Annotated in this window: 23 protein-coding genes and 1 pseudogene; 14 read left to right on the top strand and 10 right to left on the bottom strand. The window is 72.1% G+C overall.

The window, feature by feature from the left end:
* Window positions 1–30 precede the first annotated feature (30 nt).
* Window positions 31–474 (bottom strand): Rieske (2Fe-2S) protein, encoded by a 444-nt coding sequence (locus ACH4G3_RS32115; RefSeq protein WP_397627803.1) that lies wholly within the window; start codon window positions 472–474, stop codon window positions 31–33.
* A 188-nt stretch (window positions 475–662) separates the two neighbouring features.
* Here ACH4G3_RS32115 and aroH point away from each other — a divergent pair, with 188 nt between their 5' ends.
* The 5 genes from aroH to der all read left to right on the top strand — a co-directional run bounded on the left by aroH (window position 663) and on the right by der (window position 5,124).
* Window positions 663–1,025, top strand: coding sequence for a chorismate mutase (aroH, locus tag ACH4G3_RS32120; RefSeq protein WP_020269700.1), 363 nt, complete (start codon window positions 663–665; stop codon window positions 1,023–1,025).
* Window positions 1,022–2,107, top strand: coding sequence for a prephenate dehydrogenase (locus tag ACH4G3_RS32125; protein ID WP_397627804.1), 1,086 nt, complete (start codon window positions 1,022–1,024; stop codon window positions 2,105–2,107). Before aroH ends, ACH4G3_RS32125 begins: the two co-directional genes overlap by 4 nt.
* Window positions 2,108–2,223: 116 nt before the next feature.
* The gene (gene cmk, locus ACH4G3_RS32130) at window positions 2,224–2,904 is read left to right on the top strand and encodes a (d)CMP kinase (RefSeq protein WP_397627805.1); all 681 of its coding nucleotides are present in this window, start codon (window positions 2,224–2,226) and stop codon (window positions 2,902–2,904) included.
* Window positions 2,901–3,551: a lysophospholipid acyltransferase family protein gene (locus tag ACH4G3_RS32135; RefSeq protein WP_397627806.1), complete on the top strand. Its 651-nt coding sequence runs from the start codon at window positions 2,901–2,903 to the stop codon at window positions 3,549–3,551. Before cmk ends, ACH4G3_RS32135 begins: the two co-directional genes overlap by 4 nt.
* A gap of 79 nt (window positions 3,552–3,630) precedes the next feature.
* The gene (der, locus tag ACH4G3_RS32140; RefSeq protein WP_354749958.1) at window positions 3,631–5,124 is read left to right on the top strand and encodes a ribosome biogenesis GTPase Der; all 1,494 of its coding nucleotides are present in this window, start codon (window positions 3,631–3,633) and stop codon (window positions 5,122–5,124) included.
* Between the two features lie 73 nt (window positions 5,125–5,197).
* Here the strand turns inward: der and ACH4G3_RS32145 are convergent, their stop codons facing one another.
* Both ACH4G3_RS32145 and ACH4G3_RS32150 read right to left on the bottom strand, forming a co-directional pair.
* Window positions 5,198–5,608: a hypothetical protein gene (locus ACH4G3_RS32145; protein ID WP_397627807.1), complete on the bottom strand. Its 411-nt coding sequence runs from the start codon at window positions 5,606–5,608 to the stop codon at window positions 5,198–5,200.
* An 86-nt stretch (window positions 5,609–5,694) separates the two neighbouring features.
* Window positions 5,695–6,480: a hypothetical protein gene (locus tag ACH4G3_RS32150; protein ID WP_397627808.1), complete on the bottom strand. Its 786-nt coding sequence runs from the start codon at window positions 6,478–6,480 to the stop codon at window positions 5,695–5,697.
* Between the two features lie 547 nt (window positions 6,481–7,027).
* Here ACH4G3_RS32150 and ACH4G3_RS32155 point away from each other — a divergent pair.
* Entirely contained in the window at window positions 7,028–7,675 is a 648-nt protein-coding gene (locus ACH4G3_RS32155) for a LysM peptidoglycan-binding domain-containing protein (RefSeq protein WP_020269693.1), read from the top strand.
* A 69-nt stretch (window positions 7,676–7,744) separates the two neighbouring features.
* On the opposite strand, the gene ACH4G3_RS32160 is transcribed toward ACH4G3_RS32155, so the two are convergent.
* The 3 genes from ACH4G3_RS32160 to ACH4G3_RS32170 are packed head-to-tail and all read right to left on the bottom strand — an operon-like array spanning window position 7,745 to window position 11,751.
* Window positions 7,745–8,389 carry an ATP-binding cassette domain-containing protein gene (locus tag ACH4G3_RS32160; RefSeq protein WP_397627809.1) on the bottom strand — a complete coding sequence of 215 codons (645 nt, stop codon included), beginning with the start codon at window positions 8,387–8,389 and terminating at the stop codon, window positions 7,745–7,747.
* Entirely contained in the window at window positions 8,386–11,265 is a 2,880-nt protein-coding gene (locus ACH4G3_RS32165) for an ABC transporter permease subunit (protein ID WP_397627810.1), read from the bottom strand. The genes ACH4G3_RS32160 and ACH4G3_RS32165 overlap by 4 nt, the downstream gene beginning before the upstream one ends.
* 9 nt (window positions 11,266–11,274) lie before the next feature.
* The gene (locus tag ACH4G3_RS32170) at window positions 11,275–11,751 is read right to left on the bottom strand and encodes a hypothetical protein (RefSeq protein ID WP_397627811.1); all 477 of its coding nucleotides are present in this window, start codon (window positions 11,749–11,751) and stop codon (window positions 11,275–11,277) included.
* A gap of 143 nt (window positions 11,752–11,894) precedes the next feature.
* Between ACH4G3_RS32170 and ACH4G3_RS32175 the strand changes: the two genes are divergently transcribed.
* From ACH4G3_RS32175 to ACH4G3_RS32185, 3 genes are read left to right on the top strand one after another with little or no spacing between them, the layout of a single operon-like run.
* On the top strand, window positions 11,895–12,458 hold the full coding sequence (locus ACH4G3_RS32175; RefSeq protein WP_397627812.1) for an MTB12 C-terminal domain-containing protein: 564 nt from the start codon (window positions 11,895–11,897) through the stop codon (window positions 12,456–12,458).
* Window positions 12,433–13,719, top strand: a complete 1,287-nt coding sequence (locus ACH4G3_RS32180) for an ABC transporter substrate-binding protein (RefSeq protein ID WP_397627813.1) — start codon at window positions 12,433–12,435, stop codon at window positions 13,717–13,719. The genes ACH4G3_RS32175 and ACH4G3_RS32180 overlap by 26 nt, the downstream gene beginning before the upstream one ends.
* A gap of 39 nt (window positions 13,720–13,758) precedes the next feature.
* Window positions 13,759–14,799: a helix-turn-helix transcriptional regulator gene (locus ACH4G3_RS32185; RefSeq protein ID WP_397627814.1), complete on the top strand. Its 1,041-nt coding sequence runs from the start codon at window positions 13,759–13,761 to the stop codon at window positions 14,797–14,799.
* On the opposite strand, the pseudogene ctaD reads toward ACH4G3_RS32185, so the two are convergent.
* Window positions 14,798–16,369, bottom strand: a pseudogene (ctaD, locus tag ACH4G3_RS32190) (aa3-type cytochrome oxidase subunit I); the annotation flags it as partial. The gene ACH4G3_RS32185 and the pseudogene ctaD overlap by 2 nt on opposite strands.
* A 428-nt stretch (window positions 16,370–16,797) precedes the next feature.
* On the opposite strand from ctaD, the gene ACH4G3_RS32195 reads away from it, so the two are divergent.
* Window positions 16,798–17,013 (top strand): I78 family peptidase inhibitor, encoded by a 216-nt coding sequence (locus ACH4G3_RS32195; protein ID WP_397627815.1) that lies wholly within the window; start codon window positions 16,798–16,800, stop codon window positions 17,011–17,013.
* A 96-nt stretch (window positions 17,014–17,109) separates the two neighbouring features.
* Here the strand turns inward: ACH4G3_RS32195 and ACH4G3_RS32200 are convergent, their stop codons facing one another.
* Together ACH4G3_RS32200 and ACH4G3_RS32205 are read right to left on the bottom strand one after the other, a co-directional pair.
* The gene (locus ACH4G3_RS32200) at window positions 17,110–18,102 is read right to left on the bottom strand and encodes a phosphatase PAP2 family protein (RefSeq protein ID WP_397627816.1); all 993 of its coding nucleotides are present in this window, start codon (window positions 18,100–18,102) and stop codon (window positions 17,110–17,112) included.
* A 227-nt stretch (window positions 18,103–18,329) separates the two neighbouring features.
* Window positions 18,330–19,499: a hypothetical protein gene (locus tag ACH4G3_RS32205; RefSeq protein ID WP_397627817.1), complete on the bottom strand. Its 1,170-nt coding sequence runs from the start codon at window positions 19,497–19,499 to the stop codon at window positions 18,330–18,332.
* Between the two features lie 263 nt (window positions 19,500–19,762).
* On the opposite strand from ACH4G3_RS32205, the gene ACH4G3_RS32210 reads away from it, so the two are divergent.
* Window positions 19,763–21,370, top strand: coding sequence for an MFS transporter (locus ACH4G3_RS32210; protein WP_397627818.1), 1,608 nt, complete (start codon window positions 19,763–19,765; stop codon window positions 21,368–21,370).
* A gap of 241 nt (window positions 21,371–21,611) precedes the next feature.
* Entirely contained in the window at window positions 21,612–22,802 is a 1,191-nt protein-coding gene (locus tag ACH4G3_RS32215; protein WP_397627819.1) for an acyl-CoA dehydrogenase family protein, read from the top strand.
* Window positions 22,803–22,839: 37 nt separating this feature from the next.
* Here ACH4G3_RS32215 and ACH4G3_RS32220 read toward each other — a convergent pair whose 3' ends face one another.
* Complete coding sequence (locus tag ACH4G3_RS32220) at window positions 22,840–23,277, bottom strand: cell division protein SepF (protein WP_114251168.1); 438 nt, start codon at window positions 23,275–23,277, stop codon at window positions 22,840–22,842.
* Between the two features lie 289 nt (window positions 23,278–23,566).
* On the opposite strand from ACH4G3_RS32220, the gene ACH4G3_RS32225 reads away from it, so the two are divergent.
* Both ACH4G3_RS32225 and ACH4G3_RS32230 read left to right on the top strand, forming a co-directional pair.
* Window positions 23,567–24,796, top strand: coding sequence for a DUF5685 family protein (locus tag ACH4G3_RS32225; RefSeq protein WP_397627820.1), 1,230 nt, complete (start codon window positions 23,567–23,569; stop codon window positions 24,794–24,796).
* Window positions 24,797–25,002: 206 nt separating this feature from the next.
* Entirely contained in the window at window positions 25,003–25,908 is a 906-nt protein-coding gene (locus tag ACH4G3_RS32230) for a S1 family peptidase (RefSeq protein WP_037671258.1), read from the top strand.
* The last annotated feature ends 295 nt before the right edge of the window (window positions 25,909–26,203 follow it).

Consider the following 26,203-nt stretch of genomic DNA (forward strand, 5'->3'; position numbering starts at 1 on the left):
TGGTGGCCGTGCGGGGCGTACCCGGAACCCTCACGCCAGCCGAACCGAGTCTCCCTCCACGGTGATCTTCTCGGTGGGCAGCGGCCTCGTCGCCGGGCCGTGGGCCACCGAGCCGTCGGCGATGTCGAACTTGCTGCCGTGACAGACGCAGTTGATGGTGCCGTCGGAGACGGACGCCACCGTGCAGCGCTGGTGGGTGCAGATCGCCGAGAAGGCCTTGAACCGGCCCTGCTCGGGCTGGGTCACCACGACTTCTTCTTCCTTGAAGATCTTTCCGCCCCCGACGGGGATCTCGTCCGTGGTGGCCAGATCCCGTCCGGCCGTCTCCTGACCGGCCGTCTCCCGGCCGGTGGGTGAGCTCGTCGACGCGGAGCCGTTGTCGTCGCCGCCCCCGCCGCAGGCGGCGACGAGCGCCACGGCGCCCGTGGCGCCCGTCGCGAGGAGGACCGTGCGGCGTGTGGTCTCGTAGGTCATGTCGTCACTCCGAAGGTGCCAAAGAGGGGTAAATCGGAATTCTCTGCATTTTTGCATCGAAAATACCCAAGGGGCGGCAATGCCGGTGTCTCACCGGATGGGCGCCGTGCACCCCGGCCGCGCGGGCTGACTAGGCTTGACACACAGAGCGACACGCAGTGACACGCACGTCAGCAAGGAGCATCGCCGTGGCGGTACGAGCGGTCCGGGGCGCCGTCCAACTCGAACGGGACGAGGCCGGGCACATGGACGAGCAGGTCGGAGCCCTGCTCACGGCCATCCTGGAGCGCAACGGCCTCACCGCCGACGACCTGATCAGCATCTGGTTCACGGCCACGCCCGACCTGCACAGCGACTTCCCTGCGGCCGCCGCCCGCAAGCTCGGCATCGTCGACGTCCCGCTGATCTGCGCCCAGGAACTGGACATCGAGGGCGCCATGCCGCGTGTCGTGCGCGTCCTCGCGCACATCGAGTCCGACAAGCCCCGTGCCGGCATCGCGCACGTCTACCTCGGCGCCGCGGGCGCCCTGCGCAAGGACATCGCCCAGTGAGGACCGCACTCGTCATCGGCACCGGGCTCATCGGCACGTCCGCCGCCCTCGCCCTGTCCCAGCGCGGTGTCACCGTGCACCTTGCCGACCACGACCCGGAGCAGGCCCGTACGGCCGCCGCGCTCGGCGCCGGCACGGACGAGGCGCCGCACGGGCCCGTCGACCTCGCGATCGTCGCGGCGCCCCCCGCGCACGTGGCCGATGTGCTCGCCGACGCCATGCGGCGCGGTGCGGCACGCGGCTACCTCGACGTCGCCAGCGTCAAGGGCGGGCCGCGCCGCGAACTGGAGGCACAGGGCCTCGACCTGACGGCGTACCTGGGCACGCACCCCATGTCGGGCCGGGAGAAGTCCGGTCCGCTGGCCGCCACCGGCGACCTCTTCGAGGGCCGCCCCTGGGTGCTCACCCCGACCCGGGACACCGACACCGAGGTGCTGAACCTCGCCCTGGAGCTGGTCTCGCACTGCCGTGCCGTGCCGGTCGTGATGGACGCCGACGCCCACGACCGCGCGGTCGCCCTCGTCTCCCACATGCCGCACCTGGTCTCCAGCCTGGTCGCCGCGCGCCTGGAGCACGCCGAGGAGGCCGCCGTCCGGCTGTGCGGGCAGGGCATCCGGGACGTGACGCGGATCGCCGCCTCCGATCCGGGGATGTGGATCGACATCCTCTCCGCGAACCCCGGGCCGGTCGCCGACCTGCTCACGGACGTCGCCGCCGACCTGGATGAGACCGTGCGGGCCCTGCGCGCCCTGCAGTCCTCCGACGAGGACAAGCGCCGTGACGGCACCACCGGCATCGAGGACGTCCTGCGGCGCGGCAACGCCGGGCAGATCCGCGTCCCCGGCAAGCACGGGTCCGCTCCGCGGGTCTACGAGACCGTGGCCGTGCTCATCGACGACCAGCCGGGGCAGCTGGCCCGGATCTTCGCGGACGCGGGCAGGGCCGGCGTCAACATCGAGGACGTGCGCATCGAGCACGCGACCGGGCAGCAGGCAGGTCTCGTGCAGCTGATGGTGGAGCCGAAGGCGGCACCCGTACTGAGTGCCGCGCTGCGGGACCGGGGCTGGGCGATCCGGCAGTAGTGCATGCTGGACGTGGCTGACCGACGCGCGGCCGGACGAGTGACCCGCACCCAGTAACCTTGTGCGGGGCAGTCGCGCCCTCACCCCCGCCAGCCCGGTTCAGGAAGGTCCCCACAGTGGAAAGCGCCACGCCAGTGATTGTCGCCATCGACGGCCCCGCCGGCACGGGCAAGTCGAGCACCTCGAAGGCCGTGGCGGCACAGCTCGGGCTGAGCTACCTGGACACCGGCGCCCAGTACCGGGCGATCACCTGGTGGATGGTGAACAACGGCATCGACATCGACGACCCCGCCGCGATCGCCGCCGCGGCCGGCAAGCCGGAGATCGTCTCCGGCACCGACCCGCAGGCCCCGGCCATCACCGTCGACGGCGTCGACGTGGCCGGCCCGATCCGCACCCAGGAGGTCTCCTCCAAGGTCAGCGCGGTCAGCGCGGTGCCCGAGGTGCGCGCCCGGATCACCGAGCTCCAGCGCTCGATCGCGGCCTCCGCGGCGAACGGCGTCGTGGTCGAGGGCCGTGACATCGGCACGACCGTGCTGCCGGACGCCGACCTGAAGATCTTCCTCACCGCCTCGCCGGAGGCGCGTGCCGCCCGCCGCAGCGGTGAGCTGAAGGGCGCCGACGTGCACTCCACGCGCGAGGCCCTGATCAAGCGGGACGCGGCCGACTCCAGCCGCAAGACCTCGCCGCTCGCCAAGGCGGACGACGCGGTCGAGGTGGACACCACCGAGCTCACGCTGGCCCAGGTCATCGAGTGCGTCGTCACCCTCGTCGAGGAGAAGCGGGCCGGGAAGTGACCGACCAGCTGCCTTCCCCGCGGGGCGCCGACGTCGGGCGGCGCATCGGCGTCGGCCTGATGTACGGGCTGTGGAAGCCGCGCGTGCTCGGCGCCTGGCGGGTGCCCACGACGGGCCCGGTGATCCTCGCCGTCAACCACTCCCACGTCATCGACGGCCCGATGGTCATGGGCGTGGCGCCCCGGCCGACGCACTTCCTGATCAAGAAGGAGGCGTTCATCGGCCCGCTCGACCCCTTCCTGACCGGCATCGGCCAGCTGAAGGTGGACCGCCACACCACCGACCGCACGGCGATCACCCGGGCCCTCGGCGTGCTGGACAACGGCGGCGTGCTCGGCATCTTCCCGGAGGGCACCCGGGGCGAGGGCGACTTCGCCTCGCTGCGTGCCGGGCTCGCGTACTTCGCGGTGCGCAGCGGCGCCCCGATCGTGCCCGTCGCCGTGCTGGGAAGTTCCGACCGGCGGGGACGGTTGATAAAGGGGCTGCCTCCGCTGCGGTCCCGCGTCGACGTCGTCTTCGGGGAGCCCTTCGAGGCGGGCGACGGCAGCGGGCGCCGTACGCGCACGGCGCTGGACGAGGCGACCGGGCGCATCCAGAAGCAGCTCGCCGCCCACCTGGAAAACGCCAGGCGCCTCACCGGGCGCTAGGCGACACTGAGTAGTGGATCAGCCGCAGGACAGCGGGTACTCCACCGACCACCACGATGAACGACGAGGTACGGACTTCATGAACGACCACACCCAGCCCGACGGCTCGGACGCCTACGAGGGCGCGCCCGAGCACGACCACGGGGCGCTCGGCGACGCCGAGTACGCGGAGTTCATGGAGCTCGCCGTGGAGGAGGGCTTCGACCTCGAGGACGTCGAGGGCGCGATCGAGGCGGCCGGTCACGGCCCGCTGCCCGTCCTCGCCGTGGTCGGCCGCCCCAATGTCGGCAAGTCGACCCTGGTGAACCGCATCATCGGCCGCCGCGAGGCCGTCGTCGAGGACAAGCCCGGTGTCACCCGCGACCGTGTGACCTACGAGGCCGAGTGGGCGGGCCGCCGTTTCAAGGTCGTCGACACCGGCGGCTGGGAGCAGGACGTCCTCGGTATCGACGCCTCCGTCGCCGCCCAGGCCGAGTACGCCATCGACGCGGCCGACGCCGTCGTCTTCGTCGTCGACGCCAAGGTCGGCGCCACCGACACCGACGAGGCCGTCGTACGGCTGCTGCGCAAGGCCGGCAAGCCGGTCGTGCTGTGCGCCAACAAGGTGGACGGCCCGAGCGGCGAGGCCGACGCGGCCTACCTGTGGTCGCTGGGCCTGGGGGAGCCGTACCCGGTCTCGGCGCTGCACGGCCGGGGCACCGGCGACATGCTCGACCAGGTCCTGGAGGTGCTGCCGGAGGCGCCGCGCGAGACCTTCGGCGGGGGCGGCATCGGCGGGCCGCGCCGCATCGCCCTCATCGGCCGCCCGAACGTGGGCAAGTCCTCGCTGCTGAACAAGGTGGCGGGCGAGGAGCGCGTCGTCGTCAACGAGCTGGCGGGCACCACCCGTGACCCGGTCGACGAGCTGATCGAACTCGGCGGCGTCACCTGGAAGTTCGTCGACACGGCGGGCATCCGCAAGCGCGTCCACCTCCAGCAGGGCGCCGACTACTACGCCTCGCTGCGCACCGCCGCCGCCGTCGAGAAGGCGGAGGTCGCGGTCATCCTCATCGACGCCTCCGAGTCCATCTCGGTGCAGGACCAGCGGATCGTCACGATGGCCGTCGAGGCGGGCCGCGCGGTCGTCCTCGCCTTCAACAAGTGGGACACCCTCGACGAGGAGCGCCGCTACTACCTGGAGCGGGAGATCGAGACCGAGCTGGGCCAGGTGGCGTGGGCCCCGCGCGTCAACGTCTCGGCGCGCACCGGCCGTCACATGGAGAAGCTGGTCCCGGCGATCGAGACGGCCCTGGCGGGCTGGGAGACCCGGGTCCCGACCGGCAGGCTGAACGCGTTCCTCGGCGAGCTGGTCGCCGCTCACCCTCACCCGATCCGGGGCGGCAAGCAGCCGCGGATCCTGTTCGGCACGCAGGCGGGCACCAAGCCGCCGCGGTTCGTGCTCTTCGCCTCCGGATTCATCGAGGCGGGCTACCGGCGCTTCATCGAGCGCCGCCTGCGCGAGGAGTTCGGCTTCGAGGGGACGCCGATCCACATCTCGGTGCGGGTGCGCGAGAAGCGCGGCAAGAAGAAGTAGGACGAAGCAAGGACCACACAGCGGAAGGGCGGCCCCGGCTGGGGCCGCCCTTCCGCTGTGTCGTGTGCTCGCTTCAGCCGCCGCTGCGCCGACCCGGCGGCAGTGCGGCCGGCACGTGGTGCATCCCCGTGCCGTGCGAGCCGATGGTCCCGACGCGCTGCCACTGCGGCTGCTGTCCGGCGGCATGGCGGGCGCTCTGGGCACCCGCGCTGTAGGCACTGTACGAGCTGCTGTACGAGCTACTGTACGAACTGCCGTACGAGCCGTATGTGCCCGTGTTGTGCTGGATGTTCCCGAAGGCGGTGAAGTCGAGTTTCTCCTCGCCGCTGCGGTCGCCGGGAAGTGCGCGGAAGGACTTGACGTACTCGGCGTAGAGCGCGTCGTAGATCGGCGTGGCCGATGGGCCGCCCTGGGAGTCCTGAGCCGACCGTGCGGAGGGGATCGGCGAGTAGGACTGGCGGCGGGGAACGTCATATGCGTGCACGTATGTGCAAACGACCCCGCGGGTCAGGGGATGCGGCCCCCGATGCGGCTTTCGCGGGGGTGCGGTCTGCCCGGGTGACGCGCCGCTCAGGTGCCGGCCAGCGGCAGCGCCGCGGCGACGAGCTTTCCGTTCGCCGCCGCCTTGTCCAGCGCGTCCCGCAGCAGGTCCTCGCGCGGCTGGCGGCCGATCGAGCCGACCGGCGCGGCGAACATCAGCACCTGGTGGTGCTTGTTGGCGGCCGCGCGCCAGCCCTCGGTGACCTGGAGCGGCTGGTGCGCCTGCCACCAGGCCACCGGCTGGCCGCCGTTGCTGCCGGGCTGGAGCACCGCGTGCAGCTGGCCCACGGCGAGCAGCACGGACCAGCCGTGCAGCACGGGCGGTACGGCGGACAGCTCGGTCAGCGGCAGGAAGCCCTGCTCGATGAGCAGCGGCAGGAAGTCGTCCCCGACGCCCGTGGTGTTGCCCGGCCGGGCGATGGGCGCGGTCGGCTCCACCACCAGGGCCGGGTGCAGCTCCCCGGCGATCAGCACGAGTCCGCTGGTCACACCGAGCACCGCCTGCTCGGGCACCACCTTGTCGGGCTCCAGGTCGACGGTGTCGCCGGTGATGGACTTCACCGCGCCCCGGAGCTGTTCCTCGGTGACCTGGACGACCTGCGAGGGCAGGCAGCCGGCGTGGGCGAAGGCGAGGACGGCGGTCTCGTCCCCGATGAACAGCACGGTGCTGGTGCGCTCCTGCTCGGAGTCGCCCGGAGTGCGGCAGGACGTGCAGTCGTAACTGCCCGGGGCGGTCTCTCCGGCGAGCAGGCGGTCGGCTTCTTCGTCGCCGATCTCGGCGCGTACCTCGTCGCTGACGTCGAGCATGCGCGGCACGGGTGGCTCCCTCGGGGATGCGGTGCGTGGCAGGGCCGGGGGTGGCTCCCGGCCCGTGGTCCGGGTGGGTCCCGGCTCATGAAGAAGACAACGGGCGATCTGTGGCGGGAGTCACGCCCCAGGGCGAACGGAATCGAACCATCCAGCGCACAGGGTCACGCTCGGCGCGGAATCGCGTACTCATCGTCAAGTCGCCGCTTTGTAAAGGATGTTGAGGGGGTGAAGTGGGTCACAGGCCGTCGGGCGCGTTGGTCGACATATCAGGAAATCCGGGAATGAAGTGGGTGTCCGGAAATAGCCGTTACCTGAGGTATCGGGGAACTGGCCTGGCATGACGGGCAACCGGTTGATGACGACCCGTCAACCTCCTTAGATTCCTCGGCCGTGTGCAGCGAGCACCGCTCGGGTACGTCCGCCGGCCGCGTGATTCTCCGGAACCACGCGCAGCACCACACCGGCGGACGGGGCGAGCGCGACCCACGCGCCCCATGGCGCGGGGAGTGGCGTTCCGCCTCGGGGGACCCCGAGTGCGTCGAGAGGGAACTACATGTCCGAATGTGCCGATACCACGCGCGACAACGCTCGGAAGAACCAGGTTCGTACGACGGCGGTCCTCGCCGGGGCGGCTCTGCTCGCGCCCCTCGGACTGCTGGCCGCGACCGGAAACGCCGCGGCGGCTGACAGCGGAGTGTGGGACCGCATCGCCCAGTGCGAGAGCGGCGGCAACTGGCACATCAACACCGGCAACGGCTACTACGGCGGACTCCAGTTCGCCGCCTCCACCTGGCGCGCCTACGGCGGCACGGCCTACGCGCCCACCGCCGACCAGGCGAGCAAGTCCCAGCAGATCGCCGTCGCCACCAAGGTCCAGCGCGCCCAGGGATGGGGCGCCTGGCCGACCTGCTCGGCACGCGCCGGGGCGAGCGGCAGCGCACCCGCGGCTTCCGCGGCGGCCGACCCGGTCACCTCCGTCAAGCCCGCTCCGGCGAAGCCCTCGAAGACGCCGGAGCGTTCCACGGCGGCACACCCCGACCGCGGCTCCTCCCGCGGCGACTACACCGTCCGCGCGGGCGACACCCTGAGCGGCGTCGCCGCCCGGCACGGGACCACCTGGCAGCATCTCTACGCCGCCAACAAGGCCGCCATCGGCGGTGATCCCGACATCATCGTGCCCGGCCTGCGCCTCGAACTCTGAGCCGCTCCCCCTCGCCGGGACACGGGTCCCGTCCGGTCGGCCGACCGGACGGGGCCTTCGTGTGGCGGGTCAACGGGGGAGCTCGCCCGCCTCTCCGGCGAACACGACCGTCCCGCGCCGCAGTTCATAGACGAGGGCGGGCCGCCGCTCCCGCAGGGCGGGCGGCAGGCGCTGCTCGGCGACCACCACGCACGCGTCGAGCGCGCTCAGCAGCTCGTAGGTGCGGGCCGCGACCGAGGGCGACATGCCCTGAGCGGGCTCGTCGACGAGCACCACGCGCGCGCGTGCCAGCAGCGCCCGGGACAGGGCGAGCATGCGCTGTTCCCCGCCGGAGAGGGTCCCGGCCCGCCGCTCCAGCAGGGGCCGCAGCTGCGGATAGGCGTCGAGGGCCGGGCCGTGGTCCGGGGCGGCGAGCCCGAGGTTCTCGCGCACCGTGAGCGAGCCGAACACGGCCTGCCGCTCCGGGACCAGGCACAGCCCGCGCCGGGCCCGCTCGTAGGCCGGTACGCGGGTCACGTCGGCGCCGTCCCACACCACGGCGCCGCTCGACAGGGGCACCGTTCCCGCCAGGGCGCGCAGGGCGGTGCTGCGGCCGGAGCCGTTGCGGCCCAGCAGCACGGTGAGGCCCGGGCCGGGGGCGGCGAGGGTGACGCCGTGCAGGGCCTCCAGCGGGCCGTAGCGCACGCGCGCGTGGCGCAGGGAGACGGTGGTCATCGCCCGGCCGCCGTTCCCAGCGCGTCCAGGACCTGCCCGGGCGGGCCGGAGGCGACGATCCGGCCCGCCGCCATCACGTGCACCACGTCGGCGAGACCCGCGACCAGGTCCAGGTCGTGCTCGACGACGAGCAGGGCCGTGCCGTCGGCGGCCAGGGCCTTCAGGACCCGGGCGAGGGCGGCCACTTCGGCGGTGTCGAGGCCGGCGGCGGGCTCGTCGAGCAGCAGGACGCGCGGGGCGCCCGCGAGGGCCCGGGCCAGCTCGACGCGGCGCAGCGTCCCCGTGGGCAGCCCGGCGGCGGGCAGTGCGCGCACCGGCCCGTCGAGACCGAGCAGCCTGAGCGTCCGCTCCACGGCGCCCGGATCGGTGACCCGGCCCTGTTCGGCGCCCACCCGGACGTTCTCGGTCACCGTCAGCGAGGGGAAGACGGCCAGTTGCTGGAAGGTCCGCGCGACACCGAGCCGGGTGCGGGCGTGCGAGGGCAGTGCGGTGATGTCCCGCCCGGCCAGCCGTACCTCGCCACGCGCGGGCCGCAGCGTCCCGGCCAGACAGTGGAACAGGGTGCTCTTTCCGGCCCCGTTGGGGCCCACGACCGCGGTGATCCGTCCGGGGGTGACGTCCACGTCGACCTCGTCGAGGGCGGTGAAGCCGCCGTAGTGGACGTGGAGGCGGCGGGCCGTGAGGAGGGGGGAGGAGGCGGCACTGCCGGGGCGCGCCTCGCCGGGCGAGCCGTGGCGGTCGGCCGGGGCGGACGCCGGTGTCCCGTCCGCCGAAGCCGCCGGTGGGCGATGGGCGGCGGGGGCCGAGGGGCCCTGGACGGGCGGCCGAGGCGCCTCGCGGCCCGCGGGCCCGGCACCGGGAGCCGCTCGCCGTCCGTCCGCGGTGGCGGCGCGCGGTGCCGTACTGTCCGCGCCCCCCGGGAGGCCGGCACGCCCAGCCGCCCCCGTGACCTCGGCCTCCCGCACCACCCGTGTTGCCGTCGCCCCCCTGGGCACCGGGGAAGTGCGGGCCGCCCGCGGTCGCACCGGGTGCAGCAGCCGGCGGGCCCGGGTTCCCGTCGGCGTGAGACTTGGTGCGCGGCGCAGGCGCAGGCGTTCCGCCGCTGCCCGCAGGGCCTCATACGGGCCACCGGGGAAGCGGCCCACGAGGACCGCCAGGACGCCGATCAGGGCTGCCGCCACGCCGCCGCGCGTGCCCGCGTCCAGGCCGACCAGGAGGGCCGCGGCGGCGAGGGCGCCGAGGGTGCTGTCGGCGCCCAGGACCACGACCGCCGCGAACCACAGCAGACCGCGCACGGGGTCGTAGGCGGCGGGGTCGAAGGCGCGCAGGCCCATGCCGAGCATGCCGCCGCCCAGCGCGGCGAGCGCGGCGCCCGCGACGAAGGCGAGCAGCTTCAGGGACGGCACCCGCACGCCCGCCGCCTGCGCCCCCGCCTCGTGGTCCCGCATGGCCGCCAGGGCCCGGCCCGTCCGCCCCCGGCGCAGCGCGTGGGCCGCCAGCAGCGCGAGCGCCAGCAGGAGCAACTCCAGGACGTAGTACGCGCGGTCCCCCTCGAAACCCGCCGGGCGGCCCAGCGTCAGGCCCGACGTGGCGTACGGCTGGTCGAAGACGAAGCGGCTCACGCCCACGCCGACGGCGAACGTCGCCAGCGCCAGCGCCAGGCCCCGGCGGCCGATCGCCGGCCAGCCCGTGAGCAGGCCGAGCGGTGCCACCAGGACGACCGCCACCGCGAGGGCCGCCAGCTCCGGCACGGCCGGCAGGCCCGGGAAGCGGCCCGCCGCCAGCAGAGCGGTGAACAGGGCGCCCAGACCCGCGTACGCCGCCTGCCCCAGCGAGATCTGGCCGCCGCGTCCGGTGACCACCACCAGGGACAGCAGGACGACGGCCAGCGCCGGCACCTGGATCGAGGTGTGCAGGTCCCGGCCGGCGAGGCCCAGCGGCAGCAGGAACAGCACGGCCGCCACGATCCACGCGCCGGGCGGCGTCGGAACCCGGGCGGTGGCCGTGCGCGGCAGCGCGTCACGCGTGCCCACGCCCGGCAGGACCAGGGCCGCGACCAGCAGGGCGACGACGAACAGGTTCGTGCCGGCCGTCTGCAGCAGCGGCGCGCCCCACCCGGACGGGTGCAGCCGCGTGAGCTGGCTCTGCGCCACCCCGACGCCCAGCGCGACCACCACCGCGACCGGCAGGCTCCGCATCCGCGCGGCGACCGCGACCGCCACCACCTCCATCACGAGCAGCGACAGCCCGTACGGGTCGAGCCGCACGTACGGCGCGAGCAGTACGCCCGTCAGGCCCGCCGTGAAGGAGCCGAACGCCCAGCCCGCCGCCGCGACCCGGTCCGCGTCGATGCCGCCCAGCACGGCGAGCCGCCGGTCGTCGACCACGGCCCGCAGTTCCCGCCCGAACCGCGTCCAGCGGACGACCGCCGCGACCCCCGCGGCCAGCACCAGCACCACCGCCAGCTGCCCCCACGGCTCGTCCGGCACCAGCTCCGGCGCGTCGGCCCGCGCCCCCTGTCCCCACAGCAGCGCCGCTCCGCCCACCAGCAGCACGAACACCCCGATGGACGCCACCAGAGTCTGCGCGGGGTCACCGCTGAGCACCGCCAGAGGCCGGAAGACGAACCGTTCCAGTACGACACCCAGCCCCGGCGCCAGCACCAGCAGCGTCACCGCGGCCCCGAGCCACAGCGGCCAGCCCCACTCGACCACGCACTGCCGCAGCACGTAGGCGCACACCATCGCGATCGCGCCGTGCGCGAAGTTCAGCACCCCGGTCGCGCGGTACGTCACGATCAGGCCGATCCCGGTCAACGCCGCCGCGCTGCCCACCGACAGGCCGGCCAGGGTGAGGTCGTACGTCAGCGAGGACATCGCCCGGGCTCAGTCGGTCTCTTCGACGGGCTCGCAGATCGGGCACGGGCCCAGCTCACCGCTCGCCACCAGCTTGGAGTCCACCGGAACCGCCTCCGCCTTCCCCGCCACCAGCGGGCAGTCCGCGCGGTGCCACAGCGTGCCGCCCGGCACCATCAGCAGCTCGCCGCTGACCGCGAGGGGCGCGAGCGCGGCCTGCCCGGTCTCGTCCTCGTCCGCCGGCTCGGCCGCCACCAGCAGGCCGTACAGCTCCTCCACGCGCGCGGCGGCGATCGAGCCCCGGCCGTGGGCCAGCAACACCGCCCCGGAGACGATCAGCGCCGCGCCGGGGACCGTGCAGGAGGCGAGGTAGGGCAGCTGCCGTTCGGCGAAGCGCTCGCCGGAGACGCCGTACCAGCCGACGACGCACAGCACCGCGCCGGCGGCCAGCGCCGCCCAGCCGGCCCAGAGGACGGGATGCACGGTCCGCAGTCGGCTTGTCCGCATCGCTGGCTCCCACACGTCGGTTGTCCGGGCACGCGCCTGGCCGCCTGTTCAAGTCCGCCGATCGCTTGCACTATGCCCCTTGGAAGCTGACCCTGAAAGCACCGGGCGCACATGGCCCGGACCGACACCCGGTGGTGAGCCAGATGGTTCTCGGCAGCGACCTCAGGCGAGGGAACGCGACACGGGGCCCACGAGCCGCGGGACGGGGTACGGCGATCGCGGCCGCCCTGATCCTGGTCCTCGCCCCGGCCCTCGCGGCATGCAGCGACGACAACGGCGGCGGCAGCGAGACCACGCCGCCCACACCGACCGCGGAGCGGACCACGAGCGCACCGGCCAGCGCGCCGGCGGACCGGGCCGCGGCCGAGACGGAGATCAGGCAGAACTGGGAGAAGTTCTTCGACCCGAAGACCTCGGCCGAGGACAAGCAGGCCGTCCTGGAGAACGGCGACCGGTTGGGCCCCGTCCTGCAGGCCTTCAGCGGTGACGAGCGCGGCGGACAGGTCCAGGCGAAGGTCACCAAGATCGAGTTCACCTCGGCGACCGAGGCGGACGTGACGTACACGCTCACCCTGAAGGGCGCCACCGCCCTGCCCGACGCCTCCGGAAGCGCCGTCGAGCAGAACGGCACCTGGAAGGTGTCCGCCAAGACGCTGTGCGCGCTGGTGCAACTGAGCGGCAATGCGTCGCCGGTCCCGGGCTGTTGAGGCCCTCGCCGCGGTGCTGCTGCTCGCCCTGAGCGCGGCCTGCGGCAGCCGGCTCCCGGAGAGCGACTTCGAGCACGACGACCGCGGCTCCATGCCCCGCGGCTCCGCGCCCCTGCGGGTCGGCATCATCACCAGCGCCACCAGCCCGGTCGGCGGCAGCGCCTTCACCGGCCCGCGCGACGGCGCCGAGGCATGGTTCGACCGGCTCAACGCGCGCGGCGGCATCGACGGACGCCAGGTGGAGGTACTCCTGTGCGACGACGGCGGCAGCGGCGTCGGCAACAACGAGTGCGTGCACCGGCTGGTCGAGGAGGAGAAGGTAGTGGCCCTGGTCGCCACCACCGCCCTGGACTACGCGGGCGCCTCCCGCGTCTCCCGCGCGCGCGTGCCCGACATCGGCGGCCAGCCCATCGGCAGCGCCTACGACACCTACCCGCACCTCTACGGCATCTACGGCAGCCTCGCGCCGCGCGACGGCACCCCCGGCTGGGACGGCAAGCTGTACGGCGGGACCGAGGTCTACCGCTACTTCAAGCGCGAACACGGCGCCCGGACCGCCGCCGTCGTCTCCTACAACCAGTCCGCGTCCGCCGCCTACGCCCGGCTCGTCGAACGGGGTCTGCGCGCCGAGGGCTACAAGGTCGTCACCGAGCAGGTCGACTTCGCCCTGCCCAACTTCCGCGCCGTCGCGGCCGACCTGAAGGAACAGGGCGCCGACCTCGTCTTCGACGCCATCGACGGGCACGGCAACGCCCGGCTGTGCCAGGCGATGGACGAGGTCGGCGCCCACGTCACCGCCAAGGTGACCAACGTGCAGAACTGGACGTCCACCGTCGCCGACGCCTACAAGGACGCCCCGCGCTGCCGCAACGCCCTCTGGGCGACGGGCTCCAGCCGCAACTTCGACGACACCGGCCACCCGGCCGTACGGGAGTTCCGCGAGGCGACCAAGGGCCTGAAGACGCACTCGCAGTGGCAGCTGGAGGGCTGGGCGGCCGCCCGCTGGTTCACGGACGCCGCACGGTCCTGCGCACGGACGGGCATCACGCGCGCGTGCGTCGACGCCTACATGAACCGCAGCCAGGGCTACACCGCCGGCGGCCTGCTCCTCCCCGTCGAGTTCGCGCGGCAGGCAGAGCCGCCGAAGACCAGCCGCACCTGCCTGTCGGTGGCCCGCTGGCAGGACGGCAAGGGATGGGTCGGCCAGGGCGACATGAACCGCATCTGCTTCGACGTCCCCCAGCTGGCGTACGAGCCTTGAGGACAGCGGCTGTCCGCAAGGGCTGGCAGACTCGCCCCCATGTTGGAGACCTCGGCACGCCTGCTGCGCCTGCTGTCCCTGCTCCAGGCCCACCGCGAGTGGTCCGGCCCCGACCTGGCCGAGCGGCTCGGCGTCAGCGCACGCACCCTGCGCCGGGACGTGGACCGGCTGCGCGAACTCGGCTACCCGGTCAACGCCAGCCCCGGCACGGGCGGCGGCTACCAGCTGGGCGCGGGCGCCGAGCTGCCGCCGCTGCTCCTGGACGACGACGAGGCCGTCGCCGTGGCGATCGGGCTGCGCACGGCGGCCGGGCAGGGCATCGAGGGCATCGGAGAGACCTCGGTACGAGCCCTGGCCAAACTGGAACAGGTGCTGCCGAACCGGCTGCGCCGCCGCGTGGGCGCCCTCAACGCCTTCACCGTGCCGATGCTGCGCGGCCCGGTGCCCGACGCCGTCGACCCGGCCGTGCTGACCGAGCTCGCCCACCTGTGCCGGGACGCCGAGCGCCTGCGCTTCGAGTACCGCGGCCACGACGGCACCCGAAGCCGCCGCAGTGTCGAACCGCACCGCCTGGTGTGCACCGAGCGCCGCTGGTACCTGGTCGCCTGGGACCTCGACCGGGAGGACTGGCGCACCTTCCGCGTCGACCGCGTCACGCCCAGGCCACCGCACGGCCCGCGCTTCCAGCCGCGCGCGGCGCCCGCCGAGGACCTCGCCGCCTACGTCTCCCAGGGCGTCTCCACGCGCGTGTACGCCACTCACGCCGTCGTGCGGCTCCTGGCGCCCCTGGAGGAGGCCGCCGCGCACATCTCGCCCAGCGCCGGGGTGCTGGAGGCGGAGGGCCCGGACACCTGCCTGCTGCGCTGCGGCGCCGGGAGCCTCGACGTGATGGTGATCCACGTGATGATGCTGGGCTTCGAGTTCGAGGTGCTCGAACCCGACGGGCTGATCGAGGCGATCAGGAGGGTTCGCGACCGGCTTGATGGGGCTCTGGCTCGGGCTGCGCAGTCACCGCCGCGTACCGCGGGTGGTGCAGGTCGAACGCCGGCGACTCCGACCGGATCCGGGGCAGCACCGTGAAGTTGTGCCGGGGCGGCGGGCACGACGTTGCCCACTCCAGGGAGCGGCCGTAGCCCCAGGGGTCGTCGACGTCGACCTTCTCGCCGTACCTGGCGGTCTTCCACACGTTGTAGAGGAACGGCAGCGTCGACATGCCGAGCAGGAACGCGCCGATCGTCGACACCGTGTTGAGCGCCGTGAAGCCGTCCGCGGCGAGGTAGTCGGCGTACCGGCGGGGCATGCCCTCGGCGCCCAGCCAGTGCTGCACCAGGAACGTGGTGTGGAAGCCGGTGAACAGCACCCAGAACTGGATCTTGCCGAGCCGCTCGTCGAGCATCTTCCCGGTGAACTTGGGCCACCAGAAGAAGAACCCGGCGAAGATCGCGAAGACGACGGTGCCGAAGACGACGTAGTGGAAGTGCGCGACCACGAAGTACGTGTCCGTCACGTGGAAGTCCATCGGCGGCGACGCCAGGATCACCCCGGTCAGCCCGCCGAACAGGAACGTCACCAGGAAGCCCGTCGCCCACAGCATCGGCGTTTCGAAGGACAGCGAGCCCTTGAGCATGGTGCCGGTCCAGTTGAAGAACTTCACGCCCGTCGGCACCGCGATCAGGAAGCTCATGAAGGAGAAGAACGGCAGCAGCACCGCGCCCGTGGCGAACATGTGGTGCGCCCACACGATCATCGACAGGCCGGTGATCGCCATCGTCGCGCCGACCAGCGTCAGATAGCCGAACATCGGCTTGCGGCTGAAGACCGGGATGATCTCCGTGATGATCCCGAAGAACGGCAGCGCGATGATGTACACCTCGGGATGGCCGAAGAACCAGAACAGGTGCTGCCACAGGATCGCCCCGCCGTTGGCCGCGTCGAACACCTGCGAGCCGAACCTCCGGTCCGCCTCCAGCACCAGCAGCGCCGCCGCCAGCACCGGGAACGCCATCAGGATCATGATCGACGTGAACAGCGTGTTCCAGACGAAGATCGGCATCCGGAACATCGTCATGCCGGGGGCGCGCATCCCGATGATGGTGGTGACGAAGTTGACCGCGCCGAGGATCGTGCCGAAGCCGGACAGCGCCAGCCCCATGATCCACAGGTCGGCCCCGATGCCCGGCGTGCGCTCCGCGCTGTTGAGCGGGGCGTAGGCGGTCCAGCCGAAGTCCGCCGGTCCGGTCGGCACCAGCAGCGAGCCCAGCACCATCAGCCCGCCGAACAGGAACAGCCAGTACGACAACATGTTCAGTCGCGGGAAGGCGACGTCGGGCGCGCCGATCTGCAACGGCATCAGCTCGTTCGCGAAGCCCGCGAAGGTCGGCGTCGCGAACAGCAGCAGCATGATCGTGCCGTGCAGCGTGAAGGCCTGGTTGAACTGCTCGTTATTGATGATCTGCAGTCCGGGGCGGGCCAGCTCGGCGCGCATCAGCAACGCCATCACCCCGGCGATCAGGAAGAACACGAACGACGTGATCAGGTAGAGGTGACCGATCTTCTTGTGGTCCGTCGTGGTCAGCCAGTCGACCAGCACCCGCCCGTGCCTCTTCCTCGACACCGGCCGGACCGTCGCCTGTACGGTCTGCGTCCCCATCGCTCGCTCGCCCCTTCGCTCATCGCGTCCCGGGTCCGCCGAAGCCCGCGCCACGTACCCGCGAGCTCACGCCATGATGCTCGCGTCACCGAGCGCTCCGACAGGGGGCGTACCGGCCTTTGTGTGCCGAAGTCATGCGTTTCCTGTGCGGCGGCGGCTGAGCCGGCCCGGTGCGGCGCCGGAATGGAATGGGGCCCCGAGGCCACTTCTCCCGGAACTTTCCGCCGGGCTTTTCCATGGGCTCATGTGACACGCGGAAATTGCGATCGAATACCGGCGGAAGGCCTAGGAAACCGCTCGTCCGTGTGACGGACAGCTCTCGAAACAGCTGTCGTGATCTTGTGACAGAAGCGTGACAGGGGAGGGACGGGGACCAGGGTCACGGGCCCGGACTTCCGTGGTCGCCGGGCACGGCATAGCGTGGCGGCATGGCACCGATTCCGACACCTTCCGCGGAACCCGACGACAGCCCGGACGCCTATGTCGGCCTGGAGGCCGGCCGGGCCGAGCACCTCGCGCGTGAGCGCGGCTGGCCGACGGTGCGCGCGTTGCCGCCGGGGGCGATCATCACGATGGAGTACCGCGTGGGCCGGCTGAACTTCGAGGTGAAGGGCGGCCGGGTGGCGCGGGCCTGGAAGGGCTGAGCCACCGCGAAGGCCCCGGTTCCGCTCCGGAACCGGGGCCTTCGCCGTGCCTGGGGTGTGCGCACCGGACTGCCGTCCGTCGTGGTCAGCCGCCCGTCAGGGGCGGGCCGAGGAGGAGGCCGAGCCGCGTGGGTGCCGCTCCGTGTGCGGCGGGCGGCGGCTGCCCGCCGGGGTGATCGGCGTGCGCTCCGAGCGGGTCGTGTGCGGGCCCGGCGCCAGGTAGACCGGGGCCCGGGGCGAGCGGGCGGCGACGTCGTCCCGGTCGGCGGGCAGCGGCGTGACCACCACGGGCGGCGCGCTGACCGGGGCGGCGGCCGCCGCCGTACCCCTCCGGCGGGCCCGCCAGCGGTCGCGCAGGTCGAAGATCCTGGTCTCGGAACGGGCGATCAGCGGCTCGAACCACGGCAGGGCGAGCAGGATCAGCAGCCCCGCGACCCAGCCCAGCAGCACATCGCTCAGCCAGTGCGTACCGAGGTAGACGGTGGCCATCCCGACGCCGAGCGAGGTCACCGCGGACACGGCGGACAGCCAGCGCCGGGCTCTCGGGGTCGAGGCCAGGTAGGCCAGGATGCCCCAGGTCACCACCCCGTTGGCGGTGTGACCGCTCGGAAATATATCGCCGCCGCGCCACATCTCGTTCGAGCCGATCACAGTCGCGTAGTGCGGTCCCAGACGGCCCATGCCGTACTTGGCGGCGCCGACCGTGATGTTCAGCAGGAGCAGCGAGACGCCGAGGGCGAGGAGCGGGCGCAGGGTGTGCTGCCGCCAGGAGCGCCAGCCCAGCCAGGCCGCGACCATCACGGCGGTCGGGCCGCGCTGGCCGAGCACCACGTAGTAGTCGACGAACCAGTGGATCTCCGACCACTGCTGGTACGGCCGGAAGAACATGACCTGCCAGTCGAGCCGCACCAGCCAGGACGTGATGATCACGGCCCACACGATCGCGCCGTAGAAGGCCAGGGTCGCCGCGAAGAGCACGATGCGGTGCCTGCTCATCTTCGGCACATCGATGTGGGCCGGTCGTTCCGGCTCACGGTCCAGCCGGGCGAACACCCGGTCCAGACGGGTGAGCTTCGGTTCGGTACGCACCCAATCGACGTTACAGCGAGTGAGCTCGGATCCCTGTCGAATCAACGGCTTTGTGATGACGATGTGATGTGGGATTCCTCTCAGCAGGAGGTTTATTTCCAGCGAATCCGTAATCGCCGGGCCCTGCGGCCTTCAATTCCTTTGATCATTCCGGATGCGGGTTTTATTGAGCTTTTGAATTCGTTCACCGGGGCATGGTGCGGAATTCTCCGGACGCTCACAGCGGGTCAGGGGGGACCCGAACCGTTCAGCCAGAACGCCCCGTACACCGCCGAGGCGACAGCGACCGACCCGAGCACCAGTGCTGACCTGCGGATACGCAGCCGGGTCAGGGCCAGGGCGAGGGGCAGGAGCAGCGGGAAGGCCGGCATCAGCAGGCGCGGCTTCGAGCCGAAGTAGCTCGACGCGCACAGGGCGAGCGCGGTCACGACTCCGGTGTAGACCAGCAGCGGGAGCGGCTGGCGCTGACGTGCGCCGACCACATACAGCCATACGACTGACGCGACCCCGGCGATCAGCCCGGCACCGGCCAGGGCCGAGGGAAACGACGTGAACTTTTCGGCGACGAACCCGGCGAAGGCGTAACCCCCGTCGAAGCCGTTGCGCCACCCCGCCTGCACGTCGAGGTAGCCGAGCGGCCCCTTGCCGGTGTGGTGGCCGACCCACAGCACGTATCCGGCGGTGCCGAGGGGGGCGAGCAGCATGCCGAGGACACGGCGGGCACGAGGGCCGGGGCCGTGGGCGTCGCCGGCCCGCCGCTCCCGCGCGAAGGAGGCGATCCCCGCCACCCACACCGCGGCCACCACCGCCATCCCGACCGGGCGGGTCAGTCCCGCGAGCAGGGCCAGCGTGCCCGCGGTCACCCAGCGGCCCGTCAGGACCGCGTACAGCGACCACGCGGCGAGCGCCGTGAACAGCGACTCGCTGTACGCCATCGACTGCACGATCCCGACCGGGAGCACGGCCCACAGCAGCACCGCGCACACCCCGGCCCGGCGGCCGTACACGTGGTCCGCGACCGCGAAGATCCCCCAGGCCGCGGCGAGGGAGGCGACCAGGCCGACCAGGAATCCGCCGTCCGCGTACGACAGCGGGGACACCGCCGCCACCAGCCGCTCCAGCCAGGGCAGCAGCGGGAAGAACGCGAGGTTCGAGTGCACGTCCCCGTTCGCCAGACGCACCTCGTAGCCGTAGCCGAGTTCGGCGACCCTGGTGTACCAGAGCGCGTCCCAGCGAGCGGTCAGCAGCGTGTACGCGCTCTTGTCGCGCGCCGCGCTCCACAGGGCCAGGGTGACGAGGCCCAGGCCGCGGACGGCCGCGTACCCGATGAGCGCCGGGGCCGCCCGGCGCAGCGCCCCGGCGCGGGCCGGGGCCGCGCGCGTCTCAAGATCGGTCACGCGCCCGATTATCGACCCGGGCCGCAACCGCCCGGCCGCCCGGGGCGTGGTCGAGGGAGAGGGGAGTGGCGTACGCCACATCTTTCCGCCGAATGTGTGAGAGGTCCGCCACTGGGCTCCGGCGCGGACTCGCGTACTCTGACGTGTCACTCGCTTTTCGTTTGCGCGGGCCGGAGACCACCGCTCCTCTCCGGCCGAGTCGCGGGGGCGTCCCCCACCCCGTGAACCCGCCGATCGCGAGGGAACATCTGGGAGGTACGTACATGTCCGGGACGACCACGGCCGCTGCGCTGCGCCGTCGGGCGGCCGGGGCCGGTGCCAACCGCTGGGTGGTTCTCGTCGTCCTCTGCGTCAGCCTGCTGCTGGTCGCCGTCGACGCCACCGTGCTGCACGTGGCGGTCCCCGCCGTCACCGAGGACCTGAAGCCCGGCGGGATAGAGCTGCTCTGGATCGTCGACGTCTATCCGCTCGTCTGCGCCTCGCTGCTGATCCTGTTCGGCACGCTGGGTGACCGCGTCGGCCGCCGAAGGGTCCTGCTCCTCGGGTACGCGCTGTTCGGCGTCGCCTCGGGCCTGGCGGCCCTGGCGGACAACGCCCAGGTACTGATCGTGGCGCGGGCGCTGCTCGGCGTGGGCGGCGCGATGATCATGCCGGCGACCCTGTCGATCCTGCGGCAGGTCTTCCCGGATCGGCGTGAACGGGCGCTCGCGATCGGCATCTGGAGCGCCGTGGCCGCGGTGGGCGCGGCGGTCGGACCGCTGCTCGGCGGCTTCCTGCTGGAGCACTTCTGGTGGGGCTCGGTGTTCCTCGTCAACATCCCGTTGATGCTGGTCAGCCTCCCGGTCGGGCGACTTCTGCTGCCCGAGTCGAAGGGCGACGGCGAAGGGCCCTGGGACGTGGTCGGCGCGCTGATGGCCGCGATCGGGCTGTTCGGGGTGGTGCTGGGCGTCAAGCGGCTCGGCGGCGGGGAGTCGGTGGGGAGCCTGCTCACCGTGCTGCCGCTCGTGGTGGGCGCGGCGCTGCTGGTCGCCTTCGTACGGCGGCAGCGGCGGCGGACGCATCCGCTGGTCGACCTCGGGATGTTCGCGCGGCCGGCGTTCAGCACGGCCGTCGGGTGCATCGTGCTGGCGATGCTCGCGCTGGTCGGACTCGAACTGATCGCCGCGCAGTACCTCCAGCTGGTGCTCGGACTGTCGCCCCTGGAGACGGGCCTGCGTCTGGTGCCGCTGACGTTCGCCGCGATGGCGGCCGGGCTGGCCGGGGCGCGGATGCTGCGGCGGTTCGGGCCGCGGCGGATGGTGTGCTTCGGGTTCTGTCTGACGGCGTTCGCGGTGGTGCTGCTGACGGCGCTGGGCCGGACCGACGACTGCGCGCTGATGCTGACCGGGTTCGTGCTGCTCGGCTTCGGCCTGGAGACGACGCTGTTCGGGGCGTACGAGTCGATGCTGAGCGAGGCGCCGCAGGACCAGGCCGGTGGGGCGGCGGCGATCGGGGAGACGTCGTACCAGCTGGGCGCGGGGATCGGGATCGCGCTGCTCGGCACGGTGATGAACGCGGCGTACGCGCCGGGGTTGTCGGGTGTGCCGGGTGTGCCGGAGTCGGCGTCCACTGCCGCGGGGCATTCGCTGGGGGAGGCGTATGAGGTCGCCGCGCAGCTGGGCGGGGTTGCCGGAGTTGCCCTGCGGCATGCCGCGCGGGACGCGTTTGTGCACGGGCTGCATGTGACGTTGCTGGTGAGCGCGGGGTTGTTGCTGCTCGGGGCGGTGATGGCGTTGCGGTTGCCGCGGGTCATGCAGTGCGAGGGCGAGGGCACTGGTGCGGTGGAGGTGCCCGCACCCAGGGACGCTGCGGAGTCGCGCGTCTCGGTGTGAGTTGCCGACCCACGCGCCACCCGTATCTGCCGATCGAGGGGTCGAGGTCGCCCGTGGGGGCGGAGCGCCGTCGGCGGCTTGCGGTGGTGGCGGGCGAATGATGGGCGCGGACGCCGACGATGCTGTGCCCCCACGGGCGACTTCAGCCCTCCGGTCGGCAGCTTTGGGTGGTGCGTGGGTGGGTGGAGGTCGTAGCGTCTCGGTTAGCAGTGCTAGTTAAAGAGCTTCGGAGGGTGTCCGCATGTCCGAGTCGTCCAAGCTTCCTCCCTTCGACCCAGCCGATCCCCTCGGCCTCGACGACCTCCTGGAGCCGGAGGATCTCGGGATCAGGGACACCGTGCGGGCCTGGGCCGCGGACCGGGTGCTGCCGAATGTCGCCGAGTGGTACGAGAAGGGGGAGCTGCCGGAGATCAGGGAGCTCGCCCGGGAACTCGGGGAGCTCGGTGCCCTGGGGATGTCCCTGGAGGGGTACGGGTGCGCCGGGGCGTCCGCCGTGCAGTACGGGCTCGCCTGCCTGGAGCTGGAGGCCGCCGACTCCGGGATCCGGTCTCTCGTCTCCGTGCAGGGCTCCCTCGCCATGTACGCCATCCACCGGTTCGGCAGTGAAGCGCAGAAGCAGCAGTGGCTGCCCCGGATGGCCTCCGGCGAGGTCATCGGGTGCTTCGGGCTGACCGAGCCCGACCACGGATCCGACCCGGCCTCCATGCGGACGTACGCCAAGCGCGACGGCGCCGACTGGGTCCTCAGCGGCCGCAAGATGTGGATCACCAACGGGTCGGTCGCCGGCGTCGCCGTCGTGTGGGCGCAGACCGAGGACGGGATCCGGGGGTTCGTGGTGCCGGCCGGCAGCGGTGGGTTCTCCGCCCCGGAGATCAAGCACAAGTGGTCCCTGCGCGCCTCCGTCACCAGCGAGCTCGTCCTCGACGACGTACGGCTGCCCGCCGACGCCGTACTCCCGGAGGGCACCGGCCTGCGCGGACCGCTCAGCTGTCTGTCGCACGCGCGCTACGGGATCGTCTGGGGCGCCATGGGCGCGGCCCGCAGTTGTTTCGAGGCCGCGGTCGACTACGCGAAGTCGCGGGAGCAGTTCGGACGGCCCATCGGCGGCTTCCAGCTCACCCAGGCCAAACTCGCCGACATGGCGGTCGAACTGCACAAGGGAATTCTGCTCGCCCATCACCTGGGGCGGCGTATGGACGCCGGCCGCCTGCGTCCCGAGCAGGTCAGCTTCGGCAAGCTCAACAACGTACGAGAGGCGATCGAGATCTGCCGCACCGCCCGCACCATTCTCGGCGCCAACGGGATCTCCCTCGAATACCCCGTGATGCGGCACGCGACCAACCTCGAGTCGGTGCTCACCTACGAAGGCACCGTCGAGATGCACCAGCTCGTGCTGGGCAAGGCGCTCACCGGACTCGACGCCTTCCGGTGAACCCCGCGCGGGGGCAGGGCCGGTGAGCGGCCCTGCCTCAGCTCTGGTTGAAGAAGCCGTCCGTGCGGTGCGCGGCCGGGTCGCCGTTCACGATCTCCGTGTTGGCGGGGGTCAGCAGGAACACGCGGGTCGACACCCGCTCGATCGAACCGCGCAGGCCGAAGATCAGCCCGGCCGCGAAGTCGACCACGCGCTTGGCGTCGCCGGCATCCATGGCCGTGAGGTTCATGATGACCGGCACGCCCTCGCGGAACAGCTCGCCGATGGCGCGCGCGTCCCGGAAGCTGTCCGGGGTCACCGTGCCGATGCGGCGCCCCTTCTCCTCGGCGACGTCCGAGGCCACCTTGACGCGCGGATCGGTGACCCAGGCCTCCCCGGGCTCGGTCCCGTCGGAGTAGTCGTCGTCGTAGTAACGCTCGTCTTCGTTGTCGTCGACGAGGCCAAGCCAGGCACTTGCCTTGCGTACCGATCCCATGGACGCCTCCTCTCACAGCGGTCTTTCTGCTTTCCGCATCCCTATGGTCGTCCATGATGCGGATGGCGCGCCAAGTGGATAGACGCCGCACGGGGGGTTTGTGACGGTACTGGTGCACAGCGAATCCGTCGAGAGTCCGTGTTTCCCAAGGGCCTTGTCGTAAACGACTGCTGACTGTGAGTGAAATATGATTCTTCGCGGCGTACGGGTGATGAGGGGTGCGTACGGGTGAACACGATGGCCGATACCATGCGGCGCCAAACGTCGTACGGAGCACGGGGGGACATCGATGTTCGGAATGGTCAGGCCCTGTAGGCACCGGCTCGGGGAGAGCCTCACGGCCCAGTGGATGGCGCATTTGTGCGGGCTGTGTCTCGCGTTGCGCGGGGACCACGGGCAGCTCGCGCGCATCGTGACGAACTACGACGGGCTTCTCGTCTCGGTGTTGACGGAGGCTCAGGCGGGCCGGGCGGCCGGCGGGCCGGGCGGGGTGGGGCGGCGTACGGCGGGTCCGTGTCCGCTGCGCGGGATGCGCACCGCGTCCGTCGCGCACGGTGAGGGAGCGCGGCTGGCGGCGGCCGTGTCGCTGGTGCTCGCCTCCGCCAAGGTGCGCGACCACGTCGCCGACGGCGACGGACTGCTGGCCCGCGCGCCGGTCGCACGCGCCGCGCGCCGGGTCGCCGCGGGCTGGGACCGCGCCGGGGCGCGCACCGGCTCCGCCGTCGGGTTCGACACGGCCGTCCTGGTCGACGCCGTGGACCGGCAGAGCGGCATCGAGGCGCTCGCCGGTCCCGGCACACCGATCCTGAGGGTCACCGAACCGACCGAGACCGCGACCGCCGCCGCCTTCGCGCACACGGCGGTCCTCGCCGGCCGGCCGCACAACGCCCGGCCGCTCGCCGAAGCCGGACGGCTCTTCGGACGGCTGGCCCATCTCCTGGACGCCGTGGAGGACCTGCACGCTGACGCCGCGTCGGGTGCCTGGAACCCGATCGCCGCGACCGGCACCTCCCTGGCGGAGGCCCGGCGGCTCGCCGATGACGCGGTGCACGGCGTGGGGCTCGCGCTGCGCGACACCGAGTTCACCGACGCGAAGCTCGTGCATCTGCTGCTGGTGCACGAACTGCGGCGCTCGGTGGACCGGGCGTTCGGCACGGTGCCGGTCTGCGCGTCGCACCAGGGCGGGCCGTACGGACAGCAACCTCCTCAGGGCCCGTACGCCCAGGGGCCGCACGGGCAGCACGGCACTGGGCAGAACCCGTACGCGGGCGGTGGCGGGAACCCGTTCGCAGGTGGGGGAGGCGGGTACGGCGGCGGGGGATTCGGCGGTGGTGCGCCGGTGCCCCAGCCGCCCCGGGGGCGGCGCGGGTTCTGGGCCGGCTGCGGGATGTTCTGGCTGCTGTGCTGCACCTGCAAGCTGTGCTGTGCCAAGGAGTACGAGGGGCCGTGGTCCCGCAAGAAGCGCGAGGGCTGCTGCCGGGATTGCGACTGCGACGGGTGCGACTGCTGCTGCCCCTGAGACGGCTGACTCCGCCGTAGCCGGTGGTTCGGAAGGGCCCGGCCGAAAGGCCCTCTTGCGCCTACCGGCCGTTCGGCCGAATACTCCCCCACAGCGCTTGTCAGGGGCACGGCGGATTCGGAATCCGGCCTGCCTCGCCCCGGACTGCGCCTCACGGGCCCGAAACCCCACGAGGGCCCCCGACTTCCTTTGTGGAGGAACGAAAAGTGAGGATCAAGCGCACCACCCCCCGCAGTGGCATCTCGAGACGGACCCGGCTGATCGCCGTTTCCACCGGCCTCGTTGCCGCCGCAGCGATCGCGATCCCCAGCGCGAACGCCTCCGACACCCCCGCCACCTTCAGCGCCGCCGAGCTCAAGAGCGCCAGCGGCTCCCTGCTGAAGGCCGACATCCCGGGCACCGCCTGGGCCGTCGACAGCAAGACCAACCGCGTGCTCCTGACCGTCGACAGCACGGTCAGCCAGGCCGAGATAGCGAAGATCAAGCAGCAGGCCGGCGCCAACGCCGACGCGCTCACGATCAAGCGCACCCCCGGCAAGTTCAACAAGCTGATCCAGGGCGGCGACGCCATCTATGCGAGTAGCTGGCGCTGCTCCCTCGGCTTCAACGTCCGTGCCAGCAACGGCACCGAATACTTCCTGACCGCCGGTCACTGCACCGACGGCGCGGGCACCTGGTACTCCAACTCCGGCCGCACCACGGTCATCGGCTCGACCGCCGGCTCCAGCTTCCCGGGCAACGACTACGGCCTCGTCCGCTACAGCGGCTCCGTCAGCCGTCCCGGCACCGCGAACGGCGTGGACATCACGCGCGCGGCCACCCCGAGTGTCGGCACCACCGTCATCCGCGACGGCTCCACGACCGGTACGCACAGCGGCCGTGTCACCGCCCTCAACGCCACCGTGAACTACGGCGGCGGGGACATCGTCTCCGGCCTGATCCAGACCACCGTCTGCGCCGAGCCCGGTGACTCCGGCGGTTCGCTCTACGGCAGCAACGGCGTCGCCTACGGTCTGACCTCCGGCGGCAGCGGTAACTGCTCCTCCGGTGGTACGACGTTCTTCCAGCCGGTCACGGAGGCCCTGAGCGCCTACGGGGTCAGCGTGTACTGAGCCCCCGGCGGCAGTTCGCAGCACGTCGCAGCCCCCGCACGCATCGCGTGCGGGGGCTTTCGTGTGGTGTGCGGGCGCTCGCCCGAACCGGCTGCCGGAGGGGCGAAATTCGGCCAGGCGTGAACCCCGCAGAGTGCCCGCACATTACTCACGCGTAATGTTTGCACTGTGAACACGGGGGAGTTGGGTCCGATTTGATCGTGGACGGTCAAAATGACGGGGCGTGCGAAGCGCTGTCTACGCGCGTCTCGAACTCACCCTTGTGTGCTCCCCGTTGTCCTCGGAATAGTGGGCG

Source organism: Streptomyces afghaniensis, assembly GCF_044327915.1.
GTDB classification, from domain to species: Bacteria; Actinomycetota; Actinomycetes; order Streptomycetales; family Streptomycetaceae; genus Streptomyces; species Streptomyces afghaniensis.

Coding starts and splice junctions, on each gene's coding strand:
- ACH4G3_RS32115 (WP_397627803.1), bottom strand. CDS start 474: ATGACCTACGAGACCACACGCCGCACGGTCCTCCTCGCGACGGGCGCC.
- der (WP_354749958.1), top strand. CDS start 3,631: ATGAACGACCACACCCAGCCCGACGGCTCGGACGCCTACGAGGGCGCG.
- ACH4G3_RS32155 (WP_020269693.1), top strand. CDS start 7,028: ATGTCCGAATGTGCCGATACCACGCGCGACAACGCTCGGAAGAACCAG.
- ACH4G3_RS32160 (WP_397627809.1), bottom strand. CDS start 8,389: ATGACCACCGTCTCCCTGCGCCACGCGCGCGTGCGCTACGGCCCGCTG.
- ACH4G3_RS32165 (WP_397627810.1), bottom strand. CDS start 11,265: ATGTCCTCGCTGACGTACGACCTCACCCTGGCCGGCCTGTCGGTGGGC.
- ACH4G3_RS32170 (WP_397627811.1), bottom strand. CDS start 11,751: ATGCGGACAAGCCGACTGCGGACCGTGCATCCCGTCCTCTGGGCCGGC.
- ACH4G3_RS32175 (WP_397627812.1), top strand. CDS start 11,895: ATGGTTCTCGGCAGCGACCTCAGGCGAGGGAACGCGACACGGGGCCCA.
- ACH4G3_RS32180 (WP_397627813.1), top strand. CDS start 12,433: ATGCGTCGCCGGTCCCGGGCTGTTGAGGCCCTCGCCGCGGTGCTGCTG.
- ACH4G3_RS32185 (WP_397627814.1), top strand. CDS start 13,759: ATGTTGGAGACCTCGGCACGCCTGCTGCGCCTGCTGTCCCTGCTCCAG.
- ACH4G3_RS32195 (WP_397627815.1), top strand. CDS start 16,798: ATGGCACCGATTCCGACACCTTCCGCGGAACCCGACGACAGCCCGGAC.
- ACH4G3_RS32210 (WP_397627818.1), top strand. CDS start 19,763: ATGTCCGGGACGACCACGGCCGCTGCGCTGCGCCGTCGGGCGGCCGGG.
- ACH4G3_RS32215 (WP_397627819.1), top strand. CDS start 21,612: ATGTCCGAGTCGTCCAAGCTTCCTCCCTTCGACCCAGCCGATCCCCTC.
- ACH4G3_RS32220 (WP_114251168.1), bottom strand. CDS start 23,277: ATGGGATCGGTACGCAAGGCAAGTGCCTGGCTTGGCCTCGTCGACGAC.
- ACH4G3_RS32225 (WP_397627820.1), top strand. CDS start 23,567: ATGTTCGGAATGGTCAGGCCCTGTAGGCACCGGCTCGGGGAGAGCCTC.